Origin of the sequence: Georgenia deserti, assembly GCF_042680605.1 — a bacterium.
In the GTDB taxonomy this organism is placed as follows: Bacteria; Actinomycetota; Actinomycetes; order Actinomycetales; family Actinomycetaceae; genus Allobogoriella; species Allobogoriella deserti.
This window is the reverse complement of sequence record NZ_JBHUEE010000007.1, coordinates 32,651-48,231: the sequence shown is the minus strand read 5'-3', so window position 1 is coordinate 48,231 and position 15,581 is coordinate 32,651. Positions and strand designations below refer to the sequence as shown.

Annotated in this window: 15 protein-coding genes; 10 read left to right on the top strand and 5 right to left on the bottom strand. The window is 73.0% G+C overall.

Translation table 11 applies throughout. The features are described 5' to 3' along the window. Nucleotides 1–84: 84 nt before the first annotated feature. The 6 genes from ACFSE6_RS13170 to mnhG are packed head-to-tail and all read left to right on the top strand — an operon-like array spanning nucleotide 85 to nucleotide 6,637. Entirely contained in the window at nucleotides 85–3,078 is a 2,994-nt protein-coding gene (locus tag ACFSE6_RS13170) for a Na+/H+ antiporter subunit A (RefSeq protein ID WP_388007796.1), read from the top strand. Continuing rightward, nucleotides 3,075–3,617, top strand: coding sequence for a Na(+)/H(+) antiporter subunit C (locus ACFSE6_RS13165; protein ID WP_388007793.1), 543 nt, complete (start codon nucleotides 3,075–3,077; stop codon nucleotides 3,615–3,617). Before ACFSE6_RS13170 ends, ACFSE6_RS13165 begins: the two co-directional genes overlap by 4 nt. After that, nucleotides 3,614–5,158, top strand: a complete 1,545-nt coding sequence (locus ACFSE6_RS13160; protein ID WP_388007790.1) for a Na+/H+ antiporter subunit D — start codon at nucleotides 3,614–3,616, stop codon at nucleotides 5,156–5,158. Before ACFSE6_RS13165 ends, ACFSE6_RS13160 begins: the two co-directional genes overlap by 4 nt. Then, nucleotides 5,155–5,733 (top strand): Na+/H+ antiporter subunit E, encoded by a 579-nt coding sequence (locus tag ACFSE6_RS13155; protein WP_388007787.1) that lies wholly within the window; start codon nucleotides 5,155–5,157, stop codon nucleotides 5,731–5,733. Before ACFSE6_RS13160 ends, ACFSE6_RS13155 begins: the two co-directional genes overlap by 4 nt. Further along, complete coding sequence (locus tag ACFSE6_RS13150) at nucleotides 5,730–6,143, top strand: MrpF/PhaF family protein (RefSeq protein ID WP_388007784.1); 414 nt, start codon at nucleotides 5,730–5,732, stop codon at nucleotides 6,141–6,143. Before ACFSE6_RS13155 ends, ACFSE6_RS13150 begins: the two co-directional genes overlap by 4 nt. Then, nucleotides 6,140–6,637: a monovalent cation/H(+) antiporter subunit G gene (mnhG, locus tag ACFSE6_RS13145; RefSeq protein WP_388007781.1), complete on the top strand. Its 498-nt coding sequence runs from the start codon at nucleotides 6,140–6,142 to the stop codon at nucleotides 6,635–6,637. Before ACFSE6_RS13150 ends, mnhG begins: the two co-directional genes overlap by 4 nt. On the opposite strand, the gene ACFSE6_RS13140 is transcribed toward mnhG, so the two are convergent. Genes ACFSE6_RS13140 through ACFSE6_RS13120 form a run of 5 tightly spaced genes read right to left on the bottom strand, consistent with a single transcriptional unit; the run spans nucleotide 6,634 to nucleotide 12,269 of the window. Next, the gene (locus ACFSE6_RS13140) at nucleotides 6,634–7,797 is read right to left on the bottom strand and encodes a cysteine desulfurase family protein (RefSeq protein ID WP_388007778.1); all 1,164 of its coding nucleotides are present in this window, start codon (nucleotides 7,795–7,797) and stop codon (nucleotides 6,634–6,636) included. The two genes, mnhG and ACFSE6_RS13140, sit on opposite strands and share 4 nt — an antisense overlap. After that, entirely contained in the window at nucleotides 7,797–8,663 is an 867-nt protein-coding gene (gene nadC, locus ACFSE6_RS13135) for a carboxylating nicotinate-nucleotide diphosphorylase (RefSeq protein ID WP_388007775.1), read from the bottom strand. Before nadC ends, ACFSE6_RS13140 begins: the two co-directional genes overlap by 1 nt. Continuing rightward, nucleotides 8,645–10,204: an L-aspartate oxidase gene (locus ACFSE6_RS13130; protein ID WP_388007772.1), complete on the bottom strand. Its 1,560-nt coding sequence runs from the start codon at nucleotides 10,202–10,204 to the stop codon at nucleotides 8,645–8,647. Before ACFSE6_RS13130 ends, nadC begins: the two co-directional genes overlap by 19 nt. After that, on the bottom strand, nucleotides 10,201–11,508 hold the full coding sequence (gene nadA / locus ACFSE6_RS13125) for a quinolinate synthase NadA (RefSeq protein ID WP_388007769.1): 1,308 nt from the start codon (nucleotides 11,506–11,508) through the stop codon (nucleotides 10,201–10,203). Before nadA ends, ACFSE6_RS13130 begins: the two co-directional genes overlap by 4 nt. After that, complete coding sequence (locus ACFSE6_RS13120; protein WP_388007766.1) at nucleotides 11,505–12,269, bottom strand: NUDIX hydrolase; 765 nt, start codon at nucleotides 12,267–12,269, stop codon at nucleotides 11,505–11,507. Before ACFSE6_RS13120 ends, nadA begins: the two co-directional genes overlap by 4 nt. 195 nt (nucleotides 12,270–12,464) lie before the next feature. Here ACFSE6_RS13120 and ACFSE6_RS13115 point away from each other — a divergent pair, with 195 nt between their 5' ends. From ACFSE6_RS13115 to ACFSE6_RS13100, 4 genes are all read left to right on the top strand, one after another. Then, nucleotides 12,465–12,728 carry a DUF4235 domain-containing protein gene (locus tag ACFSE6_RS13115; protein ID WP_388007763.1) on the top strand — a complete coding sequence of 88 codons (264 nt, stop codon included), beginning with the start codon at nucleotides 12,465–12,467 and terminating at the stop codon, nucleotides 12,726–12,728. Between the two features lie 94 nt (nucleotides 12,729–12,822). Beyond that, entirely contained in the window at nucleotides 12,823–13,548 is a 726-nt protein-coding gene (locus ACFSE6_RS13110; protein WP_388007760.1) for a GntR family transcriptional regulator, read from the top strand. Between the two features lie 144 nt (nucleotides 13,549–13,692). Then, nucleotides 13,693–14,682: a phosphate/phosphite/phosphonate ABC transporter substrate-binding protein gene (locus ACFSE6_RS13105; protein WP_388007757.1), complete on the top strand. Its 990-nt coding sequence runs from the start codon at nucleotides 13,693–13,695 to the stop codon at nucleotides 14,680–14,682. Between the two features lie 3 nt (nucleotides 14,683–14,685). Then, the gene (locus ACFSE6_RS13100) at nucleotides 14,686–15,537 is read left to right on the top strand and encodes a phosphonate ABC transporter ATP-binding protein (protein ID WP_388007754.1); all 852 of its coding nucleotides are present in this window, start codon (nucleotides 14,686–14,688) and stop codon (nucleotides 15,535–15,537) included. The last annotated feature ends 44 nt before the right edge of the window (nucleotides 15,538–15,581 follow it).

The following is a 15,581-nucleotide window of genomic DNA, read 5'->3' as shown; positions in this document are numbered from 1 at the left end:
TTTGGTAAAATCCCGACGTCTCCACGTCACCGCCCGCGTCGGCCGCGTGGACCTCCCTGACCGCCCCCGAGCCTGGAGCGGCCCGTGCTGCAACTGCTGGCGATCCATCTGCTGGCGGCCCTCGTCGCGCCCGCGATCGTCAGCCGGCTGGGTAGGCGCGGCTTCCTCCCGCTCGCCCTGGTCCCCGCGGCCGCCGCGGTCTGGGCCGCGGCGCAGACCCCGCAGGTCCTCGCCGGGGAGTACCCGACCCAGACCGTCACGTGGGTACCCGCTCTCCAGCTCGACCTGGCGTTCCGGCTGGACACGTTGTCCTGGCTGATGACGCTGATCGTCGGCGGCGTCGGCGCCCTCGTCCTCGTCGCCTGCACCGCCTACTTCTCCGCGCACGCCAGCTCGCTCGGCCGTTTCGCCGGTCTCTTCGTCGCGTTCGCCGGAGCCATGCTCGGGCTCGTCCAGACGGACAACACGCTGATGTTGTACGTGTTCTGGGAGCTGACGACGGTCATCTCGTTCCTGCTGATCGGTCACTATCACGACCGTCAGTCCTCCCGCCGCGCGGCCATGCAGGCGCTGGTGCTCACCACGTTCGGCGGCCTGGCGATGCTCGGCGGATTCGTGCTCCTCGCCACCGCCGAGGGCGGCTCCTTCCGGATCAGCGAGCTCGTCGCCGCCGCGGCCGACGGCACACTCGGCGGCGCCGATCCGGCCGCACTCGTCCCGGCGGCGGCCGCCGCCGTCCTGCTCGGTGCAGTGACCAAGTCGGCACTCGTCCCGTTCCATTTCTGGCTGCCGGCCGCCATGGCCGCGCCGACGCCGGTCAGCGCGTACCTGCACGCCGCCGCGATGGTCAAGGCGGGCGTCTACCTCGTCGCGCGCCTCGCTCCGGGATTCGCCGGGCACCCGGCGCTCGCCGACCTGTGGCAGTGGTCGGTGGTCGGGCTCGGCCTGCTCACCATGCTCATCGGGGGCTACCGCGCCCTGCGCCAGCACGACCTCAAGCTCGTGCTCGCGTTCGGTACCGTCTCTCAGCTCGGGCTCATCACGGTGCTGGTGGGGCACGGTGAGCGCGCCGTCGCCCTCGCCGGGCTGGCCCTGCTGCTCGCGCACGCGCTGTTCAAGGCCGCGCTGTTCCTCGCCGTCGCGGTCGTGGACTGGTCCGTCGGCACCCGCGACCTCCGCGAACTCTCCGGTCTCGGACGGCGCATGCCGGTCACGGCCGGCGCCGCCGCGCTGGCCACGATCTCCATGGCCGGGCTGCCGCCGACCATCGGATACGTGGCGAAGGAGGCCGCCCTCGAGGCACTCGTCCACGGCGGCCGCACGGTGGACATCCTCACGCTGGTGGCCATCGCCACGGGCTCCGCGCTGACGTTGGCGTACGGGCTGAGGTTCTGGTGGGGGGCGTTCTGGGCGAAGCCGGGTGTCGACCAGGCGGTGCCGCAGCGGCGCTCCGTATACCTCGTCGGCCCTCCGGTGGCGCTCGCGCTCGCCGGGCTCGTGGGATTGGCGCCGCCCGTGGTCGAGCATTACCTTGCCGGGTACGCCGACACGTACCCCGGTGAGGCCGGCCACCTGGTCCTGTGGGGGGGCGTCGGTGTCCCGTTGCTGACCACCGTCGGGGTCGTGGTCGTCGGCGCGGCGTTGTTCGTGCTGCGCCGGCCCGTCGAGGCACTGCAGGAGCGCGTCGGTGGTCACGACCGAGCCGGCGCCGAAGGCGCCTATCGGATGATGATTCGCGGTCTCGAGCACTTCTCCGCCGACGTGACGGCGTTGAGCCAGCGCGGATCCCTGCCCCTGTATCTCGCCGTCGTCCTCGTCACGGCCGCGACCGGCGAGGCCGTCGCGCTCACCGGTGCGGCGTTCGGTGCCGACGTCCGGCCCTGGGACTCACCAGCCCAGGTTCTCGTGGTTGCCGTGGTCGCCGTCGCCGCGCTGCTGGTCACTCGCGCACGCCGGCGGCTCAAGGCCGTTCTCCTCCTCGGCGTCGTCGGCTACGGCATCGCCGTGCTTTTCGCCCTGCACGGCGCGCCCGACCTGGCGCTGACCCAGGTCCTGGTCGAGACCGTGACCCTCGTGGTCTTCGTACTCGTGCTGCGTCGGCTGCCTGCCTACTTCTCCAACCGGCCGCTGGCGGGCTCGCGGTGGTGGCGCGCGTTCCTCGGCGTGGCGGTCGGCGCCATGGTCGCTGTGCTCGGCGTCGTCGCGACCGACTCACGCGTGCACCAGACCATCGCCGTGGACTTCCCGGCCGAGGCCTACGACTACGGCTACGGCAAGAACATCGTCAACGTCACCCTGGTCGACATTCGCGCCTGGGACACGGTCCAGGAGATCTCCGTGCTGCTGGTCGCCGCCACCGGCGTCGCGGCCCTGGTGTTCCTCCGCATCCGCGCGGACCAGCTCGCCCGTAACCCCGACCAGCCGACGGAGCGCCCACTGGCGCCGAACCGGGAGATCGTCAAGGAGCTGCGCCGCGAGATCGCCCTCACCCCCTCCGGCCGCCCGTCCGGGCGGGGCCAGACCTGGCTGAGCACCACCCGAGGACTGGAACCGCGGCGCCGGTCGATCATCCTCGAGGTGGGAGCCCGGATCGTCTTCCCGACCCTCGTGGTCTTCTCCCTGTTCCTCCTCTTCGCCGGCCACAACGCCCCGGGCGGCGGGTTCGCGGGCGGCCTCGTCGCCGGCATCGCCCTGGTGGTGCGCTACCTGGCCGGCGGGCGGCACGAGCTTGCCGCCGCCGCTCGCCTGCACCCCGGGTACCTGCTCGGGACGGGGCTCTTCCTCTCCGCCGGAGCCGGCGCCGTCCCGCTGCCGTTCGGTGGCACGGTGCTGCAGAGTGCGCTCGTCGAGGTGCACCTGCCGGTGTTCAGCGAGGTGCATCTGGCCACGGCGCTGTTCTTCGACATCGGCGTCTACTTGCTCGTCGTGGGCCTCGTGCTGGACATCCTGCGCTCCCTCGGCGGTGAGGTCGACAGGCACGGTGAGCTGGAGGGCAAGCAGGCCCCGGACGTGGCCTTCGACGCCCCCGAACTCGTCCGCGACGACGCCGCTCCCGTCGAGAAGGAAGGGCAGCGATGACCCCCGACGTGACCGTGGACATCTCACCCAGCCTCGCGCTGGTGCTGCTCGCCGCCGTGCTCGTGGGGACCGGCGTGTACCTCCTGCTGGAGCGTTCGCTCACCCGCATCATCGTCGGCATCGCTCTGCTCTCGAACGGCGTCAACATGCTCCTACTGGTGTCCGGTGGTCGTGCCGGCGGCGCGCCGCTGCTCGGCGAGACCGACCCGGCCGAGATGTCCGACCCGCTGCCGCAGGCGATGATCCTCACCGCCATCGTCATCACGCTCGGGATGATGGCGTTCCTGCTCGCCATGGCCTACCGTTCGTGGCAGCTCAACGGCCACGACGAGGTCCAGGACGACCTGGAAGACCGCCGGATCGCCCGCCGCGCGGCACGGGACGAGCTCTCACCGCGCGCCGAGGACGACGCCGGCACCTCGCTCGCCGAGGATGCCGCCCGCACCCGGGACGAGACCGAGGGCGGGCCGCAGGTGCACGCCGAGGCCTCCCATCACCCGGCGGCACTCAGCGAGACCGACGAGGGGGCCAAGCCATGAGCTGGCTCGTCGCCGTCCCCGTGGTTCTGCCCCTCATCGGCACGGGTCTGACCCTCGTCCTGGCGCGCCGGCCCAAGGCTCAGGCCGTGGTGTCCCTGACCGTGCTCAGCCTCGTGTTGACCGCAGCGGTCGCCCTGCTCGTCCGCGTCGAGGACGGCCCCGTCGTCATGGACGTCGGCGGGTGGGCCGCGCCCGTCGGCATCGCGCTGGTGGCCGACCGGCTCAGTGCGCTGATGCTCGTCATCTCGGTGACCGTGACCCTTGGGGTCCTCGTCTACTCCCTCGCCCAGGGCCTGGCGGACCGTGCCCGTGCCGCCCCGCTGGCGATCTACCACCCGACATTCCTCGTGCTCTCCGCGGGAGTGTCCAACGCCTTCATCTCCGGCGACCTGTTCAACATCTACGTCGGCTTCGAGGTCCTGCTGGCGGCGAGCTTCGTGCTCATCACCCTCGGCGGCACCCGGGACCGGATCCGGGCCGGGACCATCTACGTCGTCGTCTCCCTCGTCGGCTCGCTCATCTTCCTCATCGCGATCGCCCTGGTCTACGCCGCCACCGGAACCCTCAACCTCGCCCAGCTCGCGCTGCGGCTGCCAGAGATCGACCCGGGCACCCAGCTCGTCCTGCAGGTGCTCCTGCTCGTGGCGTTCGGCATCAAGGCCGCCGTCTTCCCGCTCTCGGCATGGCTGCCCGACTCCTACCCCACGGCACCGGCACCGGTGACGGCCGTGTTCGCCGGCCTGCTGACCAAGGTCGGCGTCTACGCCATCATCCGCACCCAGGTGCTGCTCTTCCCGGACGGACGCCTGGACGAGGTGCTCATGGTCGTGGCGCTGGCGACCATGCTCGTCGGCATCCTCGGTGCCGTGGCCCAGGACGACATCAAACGTCTGCTGTCGTTCACCCTCGTCAGCCATATCGGCTTCATGGTCTGGGGCGTGGCCACGTCCTCACAGGCGGGACTGTCCGCGGCGATCTTCTACACCGCGCACCACATCACCGTGCAGACCGGTCTGTTCCTCGTCGTCGGCCTGATCGAGCGGCGAGGTGGGACCACGTCGCTGGTACGGCTCGGTTCGCTGGGCCGGGCGGCGCCGGTGCTCGCCGCGCTGTACTTCGTCCCGGCGATGACCCTGGCCGGGATCCCGCCGTCGACCGGGTTCCTCGGCAAGGCCGGCCTCATCACGGCGGCGGCCGAGAGTGGGACCGGCTGGTCCTACACGCTCATCGCCGGCGGCCTGCTCACCTCCCTGCTCACGCTCTACGCCGTGGGCCGGGCGTGGAACATGGCCTTCTGGCAGGAGGCGCCCGAGGAACTGCCGCGGGCGAGCACCCCGGCCGGGCTCGTCGGCCCGGCAGCCGCACTGGTGGCGTTCTCGCTCGCCCTGGCGATCGGCGGCGGCAAGCTCTACGACTACACCGACAGCGCCGCGGCCGATCTGCGGGACCGCATGCCGTACATCGTCGCGGTGCTGCCCGACGACGGACGCGGCACCGGCCAGTCGGAGTCAGCTAGTCAGGGCGGGGAGGGTGACGGATGAACGATCCGGCACAGCGCCCCGAGCGGCGCTTCCCCCGGGCCTCGTGGCTCATGCTCGGCTGGCTCACGGCCGTGTGGGTCATGCTCTGGGGCGACCTGACTGCGGCCAACGTCATCGCCGGGTTCGTCATCGCGCTGGTGGTGACCACGGTGCTGCCGCTGCCGCGGGTCCCGTTCGCCGGACGGATCCGGCCCTGGGGCATCGTGCGCCTGCTGGCCGCGTTCCTGCGCGATCTTTTGATCGCCTCGGTCCAGATTGCCGCCACCACGGTGGCCGGACGTCGTCCCAAAGGCGCGGTGGTCCGGGTCCGTCTGCGCTCGCACTCCGACCTGGTGCTCACCCTGACCTCGGGATTCGTCTCGTTGGTGCCGGGCTCGATCGTGGTCGAGACGCACCGGCTGGACGGGACGATGTACGTCCACGTCTTCGACGTCGACCGGCACGGCGGCGTGGAGGCCGCTCAGCGTACCGTTCTGGAGCAGGAGCAGCGCGTCCTGCGTGCGGTCGGTTCCGCGGACCAGCTCGCCGACGCCGGGATGGCGCCCGCGGGCACCGGAGAGGGTGAGCGCCGATGAGCCTGCCCGAGGTGACCCAGGCGGTCCTGATGGTCGGCCTCGCCGTGCTCGGCCTCTCCGCCGCCCTCGCCATGGTGCGTCTCGAGCGCGGTCCGACCATGCTGGACCGCGCAGTCGCGGTCGACGTCATCACGATCGTCGTCCTCGGCTCGTCGGCGCTGGTCACGGCCCTGACCGGCCGCACGGACCTGGTGCCGCTGCTGGCCGTCCTCGCCATCGTCGGGTTCGTCGGCTCGGTGACCATCGGTCGCTTCACCGCGGCCGAGTCGCCCGACGAGGCACGGATCCTCACCAAGGAGGAGATCGCCGAACCGGCACCCGTCCCCGACGAGGCCGCGCCGGTCCACGACCCGGACGCCGAGTCCGAGGACCGTGACCGCGGAGGCGAGCACGAGGAGGGGGCGTCATGACGGGTGTCGACCTGGGCCAGGTCGCCGACCTCGCCGGTGCCGTGCTGATCCTCCTTGGCACGCTGCTGTCCCTCGTCGCGGCGATCGGGGTGGTCCGGTTCCCGGATCTGCTCTCCCGGATGCACGCCGCGACCAAGCCGCAGACTCTCGGCCTCATGCTCATCATGTGCGGCCTCGCACTGACCGTCCGCAGCGCGTTCGTCGTCTGGACGTTGCTGCTCGTCGTCGCCAGCGTGATGGTCACCGCGCCGGTCTCGGCGCACGTGCTGGCGCGCGCCGGGTACCGCACCAACCGGATCGAGGCGGAATGGCTCACCCACGACCAGCTGAACGAGGACATGGCGGCCGTCTCCGAGCTCTCCGAGGACGAGATCGCCCGGCGCCTCGCGGCCCGCGCCGGGGACCGGCCGGAGGACGCGGCCGACCGGGAGACGGCCGGACCGAGCGTTCCCGGTGAGCAGGGCGAGGAACGGAACTCGCGCCGGCGGGACTAGCCCGACGCGGGCGCGCCGGCCGTGCCGGTGAGGGCGTGCACCGCGTCGACGAGCTCGTCGGCCACGGTCTCCAGCTCGTCCTCGCTCGTCTGCGCACCGAAGGAGACGCGGACCATGGTCCGGGCGAGATCCGCGTCGATCCCGCAGGCGAGCAGGGCCTCTGGCGGTTCGGTGGAGCCGGCGGCGCATGCCGTTCCGCTCGAGACCTGCACCCCGCGCTCGTCGAGCCGGAGGAGAACCGCCTCGCTGGTGACCCCGGGCAGTAACCACGCCAAGTGCCCGGGCAGTCTCCGGACCGGGTCGCCGACGAGGACGGCGCCGGGCAGCCGGGCCGCGACGGCGGCCGCCAGGCGATCCCGTCGCTCCTCGAGCCGAGCGGTCCGCTCGGCCAGTCCGGTCGTCGCCAGATGCAGCGCCACGGCCAGTCCGACCGCGCCGGCGACGTCCTCGGTGCCGGACCGCCGGCCGTCCTGCTGCCCGCCTCCGTGCAGCACCGGCTCCAGCGGCACCGAGCGACGCACCAGCAGGGCACCGACGCCCGCCGGCGCGCCGAGCTTGTGCCCGGCGACCGTCAGCGCGTCGACGCCCAGGTCGGGCATCGACACCGGGATCTGACCCGCGGCCTGGACAGCGTCGGTGTGCATCGGGACGCCGCGGGCGGCGGCGACGGCGGCGATCTCCCGGATCGGTTGGACGGTCCCGAGCTCGCTGCTGGCGGTGGCCACCGTGACCAGCGCTGCCGGCTCGCCGGCGTCGAGCGCGGTGGCGACGTCGTCGGCACGGACCCGGCCCGCGCCGTCGACCGGCAGCATCTCGACGGTGAAGCCGGCCAGGCGGGCCAGCGCCCGGCATGACTCGAGCACGGCCGGGTGCTCGGTGGGGGAGGTGAGAATGCGCCGGCCGCGCGGGCGGGCCAACGCGATGCCCTTGACGGCGAGGTTGTCGGCCTCGGTGCCGCCGGCCGTGAGCACCACCTCGCCCGGCCGGCCGCCGAGCGCGGTGGCGATCTGGTCGCGTGCCCAGTCCAAGGCCGCCGCGGCGGTCCGACCCGCCTCGTGCCGGCTCGACGGGTTCGCCGGGCCACCCGCCAGGTACGGCCACATGGCACGGAGCGCCTCGGGGTGGACCGGGGAGCTGGCTGCGTGGTCGAGGTACGGCATCAGGCGTCCACCACAAGGTCGAGGCCGAGATCGAGTGCGCTGACACTGTGGGTCAGCGCACCGACCGAGATCACGTCCACCCCGGTGCGTGCCACGTCCGCGACCTCGTCCAGGCCGACGGTGCCGCTGGCCTCGACGACGGCGCGCCGACCGATCCGGTCCACGCCCGCCGCGAGTTCGTCGAGGGTGACGTTGTCCAGCAGCACCGAGTCGACCGCGCCGGCCTCCAGCGCGGGGTCGAGCATGTCCAGCTGATCCAGGGTGTCGACCTCGACCTCGACGTGCGTGGTGTGCCCGAGCCGGCGCCGCAGCGAGAGCAGGGCGCCGGCCAGGTCCTGGCCGCCGGCGGCGAGCACCGCGAGGTGATTGTCCTTGAGCATCACGGCGTCGGAGAGGCCGAAGCGGTGGTTGCTGCCGCCGCCGGCGAGGACCGCGTGCTTGTCGAACGCGCGCAGGCCAGGGGCCGTCTTGCGGGTGTCGGCGATGCGGGCGCCGGTCCCGGCCACCGCGGCGACGTATCGTGCGGTGGTCGTCGCGATGCCGCTCATGCGCTGGGCGAAGTTCAGGGCCACCCGTTCACCGGCCAGCACCCCACGTGCTGGGCCGTGGACGGTCGCGAGCCGTTGCCCGGCCTCGATGCGGTCGCCGTCGTGGGCCGTGAGGATCACCTCGATCGCGTCGTCGGCCTGGCGGAAGGTCTCCGTGACCACCTCGGCCCCGGCGAGGACCCCGTCGGCGCGGGCGACGAGGTGGGCCTGCGCGATGGCCTCGGCGGGGATGACGTGCGCACCGGTCAGGTCACCCCACGGGGCGTCCTCGGCCAGGGCGCGACCGACAACCTCGGCGATCAGGCGGCGGTCGAGCATGCGTGCCCCTCCTGTGGTCGGCCGCGCACCAAGGTGCGCGGGGCGGCGAGTGCGGGATCGGTGGCGGGGTGGTCGCGGCGGCGGTGCGCCCCACGGGATTCGGGACGCTCCCACGCCGCCCGCGCCACGAGGCGGGCGAGTGCGGCCCGCTCGGCGGCGGCGTCGGCGCCGGCGGCAAGCCGGTCGAGGCGGGCGAGGGCGCGGGCCAGTCCGGGCGCGTCGCGATCCACGCCGACGCCGTCGCGCAGGCAGGCACCGACGGCGTCGAGGCGTTCCTGGCTCCCGGCCGGCGGGCCGGTCTCCTCCCGGTCCGGCGCCGCGACGGCGTCGTCGACCGCGGTCGCCGGCCAGGCCGGGACCGTGCCGGTACCGGCCCGGGCGGCGGTACGTCCCGCCCGAGTGCCGAAGACCAACCCCTCGAGGAGGCTGTTCGAGGCGAGCCGGTTGGCGCCGTGCACACCGGTGCGCGCGCACTCGCCGGCCGCGAGCAGACCCGGCACGTTGGTGCGGCCGTCGAGGTCGGTGCGCACCCCACCCATGAGGAAGTGCGCCGCAGGCATGATCGGCACCAGGTCGGTCCGCCAGTCGACGCCGCGGTCGGCCAGGGCGCGGTCGATGGTGGGGAACCGGGCTGCCAGGTCGATGCCGTCGTCCGCGAGGACGGTGGCGTCCAGGTACGCCGGCCGCCCGTCCTGGGCACCGATGACCGCCGCCGTCGCCGCGGCCACGACGTCGCGCGGGGCGAGCTCCGCCCGCGGGTCCACCTCGGCGAGGAACCGCCGGCCGTGCTCGTCCCGCAGCACTGCTCCGGCACCGCGGACCGCCTCCGAGACGAGCAGGCCGTCCGGGGTGGCGGTCGGGTGGAACTGCACGAACTCCAGATCCGCCAGCGCGGCGCCGACGCGCCAGGCGGCGAGGATGCCTCCGCCGAGGGCGCCCGTGGGGTTGGAGGTGGCGGGGTAGAGGCGGCCCAGCCCGCCGGTGGCCAGGACGAGCGCGTCGGCGCCGATCACGTCGCCGCCGGCCGGCCGTACGCCGGTGACCACACCGCCGGCCGTGACGAGATCGCGGATCGGCGTGTGCTCGCGGATGTCGATCCGCGCCGCCGCGAGGCGGCCGACCAGGTGCTCGGCCAGCCGCCGGCCGCTCGCGTCGCCACCGGCGTGCAGGATGCGGCGCCGGGAGTGTGCGGCCTCGAGCCCGCGGGCGAGCGTGCCGTCGGCGTTGCGGTCGAAGGGCGCGCCCGCGGCCACCAGGGCACGGACGGCATCCGCGCCGGCGCGGGTGAGTAGGTCGACGGCGGCCGGGTCGCACAGCCCGGCCCCGACCGCGCGCGTGTCCTCGGCGTGCCGGGCGGGGGAGTCGTCCGGCCAGATCGCGGCGGCGATCCCGCCCTGGGCACGGGCGGTTGCCGAGTCGAGCAGGTCTCCGGCGGTCAGCAGGACGACGTCGGCCCCGTCCTCGGCCGCCGCGAGTGCGGCGCTCGCGCCGGCGACGCCGCCACCGACCACGACGACGGCTCTCCTCCGGCGTCCGGTCACGAGGATCGGCCGGTCGCGTCCGCGGGCCGGTCCCCTGCGCGGCAGGCGAGCATGCGCTCGAGCGCGAGGCGAGACCCGTCCTGGACCTCCGGAGGTACCTGCACCTGGTTGACGGTCTCGCCGTCCACGAGCCGTTCCAGCACCCAGGCGAGGTAACCCGGGTGGATGCGGTACATGGTCGAGCAGGGGCAGACCACCGGATCGAGGCAGAAGATGGTGTGCTGTGGGTACTGGGCCGCCAGCCGCCGGACCAGGTTGATCTCCGTACCGATACCGAACGTGGTGCCCGGCTCCGCGGCGGCGACCGCCTTGGTGATGTGGTCGGTCGAGCCCGACTCGTCGGCGGCGTCGACCACCTCCATGGAGCACTCCGGGTGCACGATGATCCGGACTCCCGGGTGTTCGGCCCGCGCCCGGTCGATCTGCTCGACCGTGAACCGCTTGTGCACGGAGCAGAAGCCCTGCCACAGGATGACCCGCGCGTCGTGCAAGCTCTGCGGGTCGTTGCCGCCGAGCGGTTCGCGCGGGTTCCACACCGGCATCGCCTCGAGCGGCACTCCCATGGCCCGGGCCGTGTTCCGGCCCAGGTGCTGGTCCGGGAAGAAGATGACCCGCCGCGCCCGGGCGAAGGCCCAGTCCAGGACGCTGCGTGCGTTCGAGGAGGTGCACACGATGCCGCCGTGGTGTCCGCAGAACGCCTTGATCGCCGCCGAGGAGTTCATGTAGGTCACGGGAAGCACCGGCAACCGGGTGTCCTCCGGGTCGACGTCGGCGTCCTGGCCGGCGTAGAGCTCGGTGAGCTGGGACCACGCGGCCTCGACGTCCTCGATGGTCGCCATGTCCGCCATGGAGCAGCCGGCGGCCAGATTGGGCAGGATCACCCGCTGGTGGCCGGGGGAGAGGACGTCGGCGGTCTCGGCCATGAAGTGCACGCCGCAGAAGACGATGGTCTCGGCCTCGGTGCGCTCGGTCGCGGCCCGGGCGAGCTGGAAGGAGTCACCGACGACGTCGGCATGGTCGATGACTTCGTCGCGCTGGTAGAAGTGCCCGAGGACCACGACGCGCTCGCCGAGAGCCTGTTTCGCGGCGACGATGCGGCGGCGCAGCTCCTCGTCGCCGAGGCGCTTGTAGAGCTCCGGCAGACCGCCCTGGCGGGGTGCGCCGGGCGGGATCGGGTCGGCGGCGGATGCGCCGGGGCCGTATCCGGGCCGGGTGTCGACCTGCCACGGGTCGAGCGCGAGGTCGGTGTCGCAGGTGCCGCGTGCGCCGGGCGGGACGAGGGGCAGGGTGGGCAGGGAGGTCATGAGGTCCGTCGCTTCCGCTCGGTGGTCTCGGCTGGGGTCGGTGCAGGGGTCAGCAGCTCGGCGTCGGGCTCGGCGACGAACCGGTAGCACCGGGCGGGCCGGTGCGCGCCGTCACGGCGCACGGCGCCGGTGGGTTCGACCCGCCCGGAGGCGAGCATCCGGCGACGGAAGTTGGCCGGGTCGCTGGTCCGGCCCAGCACGGCGTCGTGGACCCGGCGCAGCTCGCCGAGGGTGAACTCCTCGCCGAGGAAGCGCACGGCGACGCCGGTGTACGTCGCCTTCGCCCGCAGCCGCCGGCGTGCCAGGGCGACGATGTCCGCGTGGTCGAACGCCAGGGGCGGCAGGGCGTCGACCGAGTACCACGCTACGTTCTCGACCGACTCCATCGGGGTGCGGTCGGCCAGGGCGATGAGCGCCCAGTAGGCCACCGTGACGACCCGCAGATCCGTGGCCGACCGGTCCCGGCCGCCGAAGGTGTAGAGCTGCTCGAGGTAGCGCGGTGACAGGCCGGTGGCCTCGTGCAGCGTGCTGCGGGCGCTCTCCTCCAGCGAGGTGTCCCAGGCGAGCGGTCCGCCGGGCAGGGCCCAGCGGCCGGTGAACGGCGCGCGGGTGCGCCGTACCAGCGGCAACCAGAGGGTGGCGCCGTCGTGCGGTGCGTCGCCCACCGGCTGTCCGGCCGGTGGCTGCAGGGCGAAGATCACGGTCGAGACACCGACGCGCGGCGGCGCCGTGCGGCGCTCGCTCACGTTGAGCGCTCGCATCGCGTCTCCCGTCGCCAAGCCGTCGCCGAGTTATGGTCGTCATGACCATAAGGTGCCCGGCCGTGCCGGTCAACCGGCGAGCGATCCGCCCGGGCACGCCCATCACCGCCGGACATCGCGCATGCACTGCGGGTGCGGCATCATCGGTACCCGCGGGATGGGCCCCGTGGCATCGCCCAACGGAGAGGGAGACGAATGGACATCGGCTGGAAAGTCGTCAGCACGGCGGCCACCGTCGGCGCCACGATGGTGGCCACCAAGGCCATCACCACCGGCTGGAAGGTCATCACGGGCCACGCGCCGCCGGTCGACGAGGACGACCCGGAGGTCGAGCTGTGGGAGGCCGTCGCCTTCGCCGCCGTCTCCGGCGCGCTTCTCGGACTGGCTCGTCACCTCGCGCTGCGCGGCGCCACGAAGTGGTACGGCGGCCCCGTCGACAAGCGCCTCAAGGAGGTCTGAGGCCCGGCTGAACCCGCGGTGAGCGAGGCCCGCTCGCCGCGACCGTCACCTCGCGGACGCCCGGTGTTCACCAGGCCGACCTAGCGTCCGCTTCGTGAGTGACCTGTCCGCCCGTGACCTGGCCCGCCAGCTGTGCGAGGAGTACGCCTCGCTCGCGCCTGGCACCCGTGTGGGCAGCGAACACGAGCTCGCGCGCCGATTCGGCGTCTCCCGGTCGGTGGTGCGCAGTGCTGTCGACGAACTCGTCGGGCGATTCCTGCTGCGGCGCGTCCAGGGTGCCGGGACGTACGTCAACCAGCGGGTCGATTACCTGATCTCCAGCCGCCATCCGCCCTCGTTGCACCGGACCGTCGCCGCCGCGGGTGGCGAGGCTCGCACGTTCCTGCTCGACGTGACCGAGGCGCCGGTCCCCGATGACGTCGCAGCGCACCTCGGGTGCGTCCCGGGAACCCGGCTGACGCGGCTCGTCCGCCTCGGTTACGTCGACACCCTCGTGGCCAACACGGTCGAGGAATGGCTGTCGGCCGGCGTCCTCGAGCACGCCGACATCTCCCTCCGCGCCGTCGAATCGCTCAACGAGGTGCTGCGGATGGGCCGGCACGACCCCATTCGCGCGTGGAGCCGGGCGGCCCCCGACTTCCCGCCTGCGCACGTCGCTGCCCGGCTCGACCTCGATCACGCCGCCCCGGTCTGGATCATCGAGACGGTCACCCGGGACGGCTCCACCCGCGCCCCGCTGATGTACTCCCGGTCCTGGATGCGCCAGGACGTCATCCGGCTCGTCTTCGAGTTCGACAACCCGGTCCTCGCCGACGACTGACTTGTCCCGCAAGTTCAGCGAGAGTTCACCGATCCCCTCCCTCCTGTTGCGCCGTCGGTGAACGCCTCGTCAGCCGGTGCGCTGACGCTGGAGGCGACGCCCGGCCCTGCCCCGTCCGTGGGGACCGACGAGAGGAACGAGCCCATGCCCCATACCGTCACGCCAGTTGCGAAGCGCCGTCTCGCCGCCGCGGCGGCGGCCGCCTCCGTTCTCGTCCTCGCCGCCTGCGGCTCCTCCGCCGCCGACGGCACCGCCTCGGGGGACGGCGACGCCGCGGCCTCCGGGTCGGACCGGCCCGAGAGCCTGACGTTCGCTTCTATCCCCAGTGAGAACGCCACCGGCATCGCCGCCGAGTACGCCGTCGTCCTGGAGGCCATGGAGGGGGAACTCGGCATTCCCGTGGAACTGCAGGAGGCGACCGACTACGCCGCGGTCATCGAGGCGCTGCGCGCCGGCCAGGTCGACGTCGCCGCCCTCGGCCCGTTCTCCTACGTCACCGCCCGGGACGGCGGCGCCGGGGTCGAACCGCTCGGTGCCGTCGTCGACTCGGCCGACGAGGATCCGGGCTACGTCTCCTACGGTGTCGTCCCCGCGGGCAGCGACATCGCCGAACTCTCAGACTTCGCCGGGAGGACGGTCTGCTTCGTCGACCCGACGTCGACCTCCGGATACCTCTACCCCTCGGCAGGACTGCTCGAGGCCGGCGTCGACCCGGAGACCGACGTCGACCCGGTCATGGCCGGTGGCCACGACGCCTCCGCGCTCTCCGTCGCCGACGGCACCTGCGAGGCCGGCTTCGCCTACGACTCCATGGTCACCACGTCGCTGATCGAGTCCGGTCAGCTCGAGGAGGGGGCGCTCGAGGTGGTGTGGGAGTCCGAGGTCATCCCCGGCAGCCCGACCGTCGTGAGCACGAACCTGCCGCAGGAGTTGCAGGACGAGATCACCACGTTGTTCACCGAGCGGATGAACGCGCCGTGGCTCGCCGAGAACGGCTACTGCGCCTCGGAGGACGACTGCGTGCTGCCCGAGGAACACACCTACGGCTACGTCCCCGTCGAAGACGAGCTCTACGACGGCATCCGCGAGGTCTGCGACATCACCGGGTCCGCCTCCTGCGTGGAAGGGGAGTGAGCCGTGGCCACCGCGACCGTGACCAGCCTGCCCGAGCCGGCCGTCCGTCTCGAGGCGGTGACGAAGAGATTCGGCGCCGTGACCGCCCTGGACGAGGTCACCCTCGACCTGCCCGCCCGCCGGATGAACGTCCTGCTCGGCCTGTCCGGGTCCGGCAAGTCCACACTGCTGCGCCACCTCAACGGATTGCACCGGCCCACGTCCGGGCGAGTGACCACGCTCGGCGTGGCGGTCCATGCCGCCTCCGACCGCGACCTGCGTGATCTGCGTTGCCGGGTGGGCATGATCTTCCAGCACTTCCATCTCGTCGGTCCGATGTCCGTCCTGGAGAACGTCTGCACCGGCAAGCTCGGTTCGCTCCGCGGGCCGCGGCTGGGCCTGATCACCTACCCGCGTGCAGTCCGCGAGGCCGCCATGGCCGAACTGGCCGCCGTGGGACTGGCCGACAAGGCGTTCCAGCGCGCCGACACCCTCTCCGGCGGCCAGCAGCAGCGCGTCGCTATCGCCCGCGCCCTCATCCAGCAGCCCACCGTCCTGCTCGCCGACGAACCGGTCGCCTCCCTCGACCCGATCACCGCCGACGGCGTCATGGACCTGCTCGCACGGATCGGCCGAGAGCGCGAGTTGACCGTGGTCTGCAGCCTGCACCAGGTCGACCTCGCCCTGGCCGTCGCCGACCGCGTCGTCGGCCTGCGAGCGGGGTCGGTCGTCCTCGACCGGGACGCCGCCGGTCTGTCCCGCGCCGAGGCCCTGACGGTCTACGACCCTCCCCGCCCGGCCGAGGCGGCCCCGCCGGACGGCGGGAGGCTGCCCGCACCCGACCACCTCGCCCGCGTGGCCGCCGCCGGGAGCTGACCATCACCGCGACGAGAACAGGCAGCGGCTCGCCGACACGTCCC

What these genes read in the sequence shown, in the direction of transcription:
- ACFSE6_RS13165 (WP_388007793.1), top strand. Translation starts at nt 3,075, where the DNA reads ATGACCCCCGACGTGACCGTGGACATCTCACCCAGCCTCGCGCTGGTG.
- ACFSE6_RS13160 (WP_388007790.1), top strand. Translation starts at nt 3,614, where the DNA reads ATGAGCTGGCTCGTCGCCGTCCCCGTGGTTCTGCCCCTCATCGGCACG.
- ACFSE6_RS13155 (WP_388007787.1), top strand. Translation starts at nt 5,155, where the DNA reads ATGAACGATCCGGCACAGCGCCCCGAGCGGCGCTTCCCCCGGGCCTCG.
- ACFSE6_RS13150 (WP_388007784.1), top strand. Translation starts at nt 5,730, where the DNA reads ATGAGCCTGCCCGAGGTGACCCAGGCGGTCCTGATGGTCGGCCTCGCC.
- mnhG (WP_388007781.1), top strand. Translation starts at nt 6,140, where the DNA reads ATGACGGGTGTCGACCTGGGCCAGGTCGCCGACCTCGCCGGTGCCGTG.
- ACFSE6_RS13140 (WP_388007778.1), bottom strand. Translation starts at nt 7,797, where the DNA reads ATGCCGTACCTCGACCACGCAGCCAGCTCCCCGGTCCACCCCGAGGCG.
- nadC (WP_388007775.1), bottom strand. Translation starts at nt 8,663, where the DNA reads ATGCTCGACCGCCGCCTGATCGCCGAGGTTGTCGGTCGCGCCCTGGCC.
- nadA (WP_388007769.1), bottom strand. Translation starts at nt 11,508, where the DNA reads ATGACCTCCCTGCCCACCCTGCCCCTCGTCCCGCCCGGCGCACGCGGC.
- ACFSE6_RS13120 (WP_388007766.1), bottom strand. Translation starts at nt 12,269, where the DNA reads ATGCGAGCGCTCAACGTGAGCGAGCGCCGCACGGCGCCGCCGCGCGTC.
- ACFSE6_RS13115 (WP_388007763.1), top strand. Translation starts at nt 12,465, where the DNA reads ATGGACATCGGCTGGAAAGTCGTCAGCACGGCGGCCACCGTCGGCGCC.
- ACFSE6_RS13105 (WP_388007757.1), top strand. Translation starts at nt 13,693, where the DNA reads ATGCCCCATACCGTCACGCCAGTTGCGAAGCGCCGTCTCGCCGCCGCG.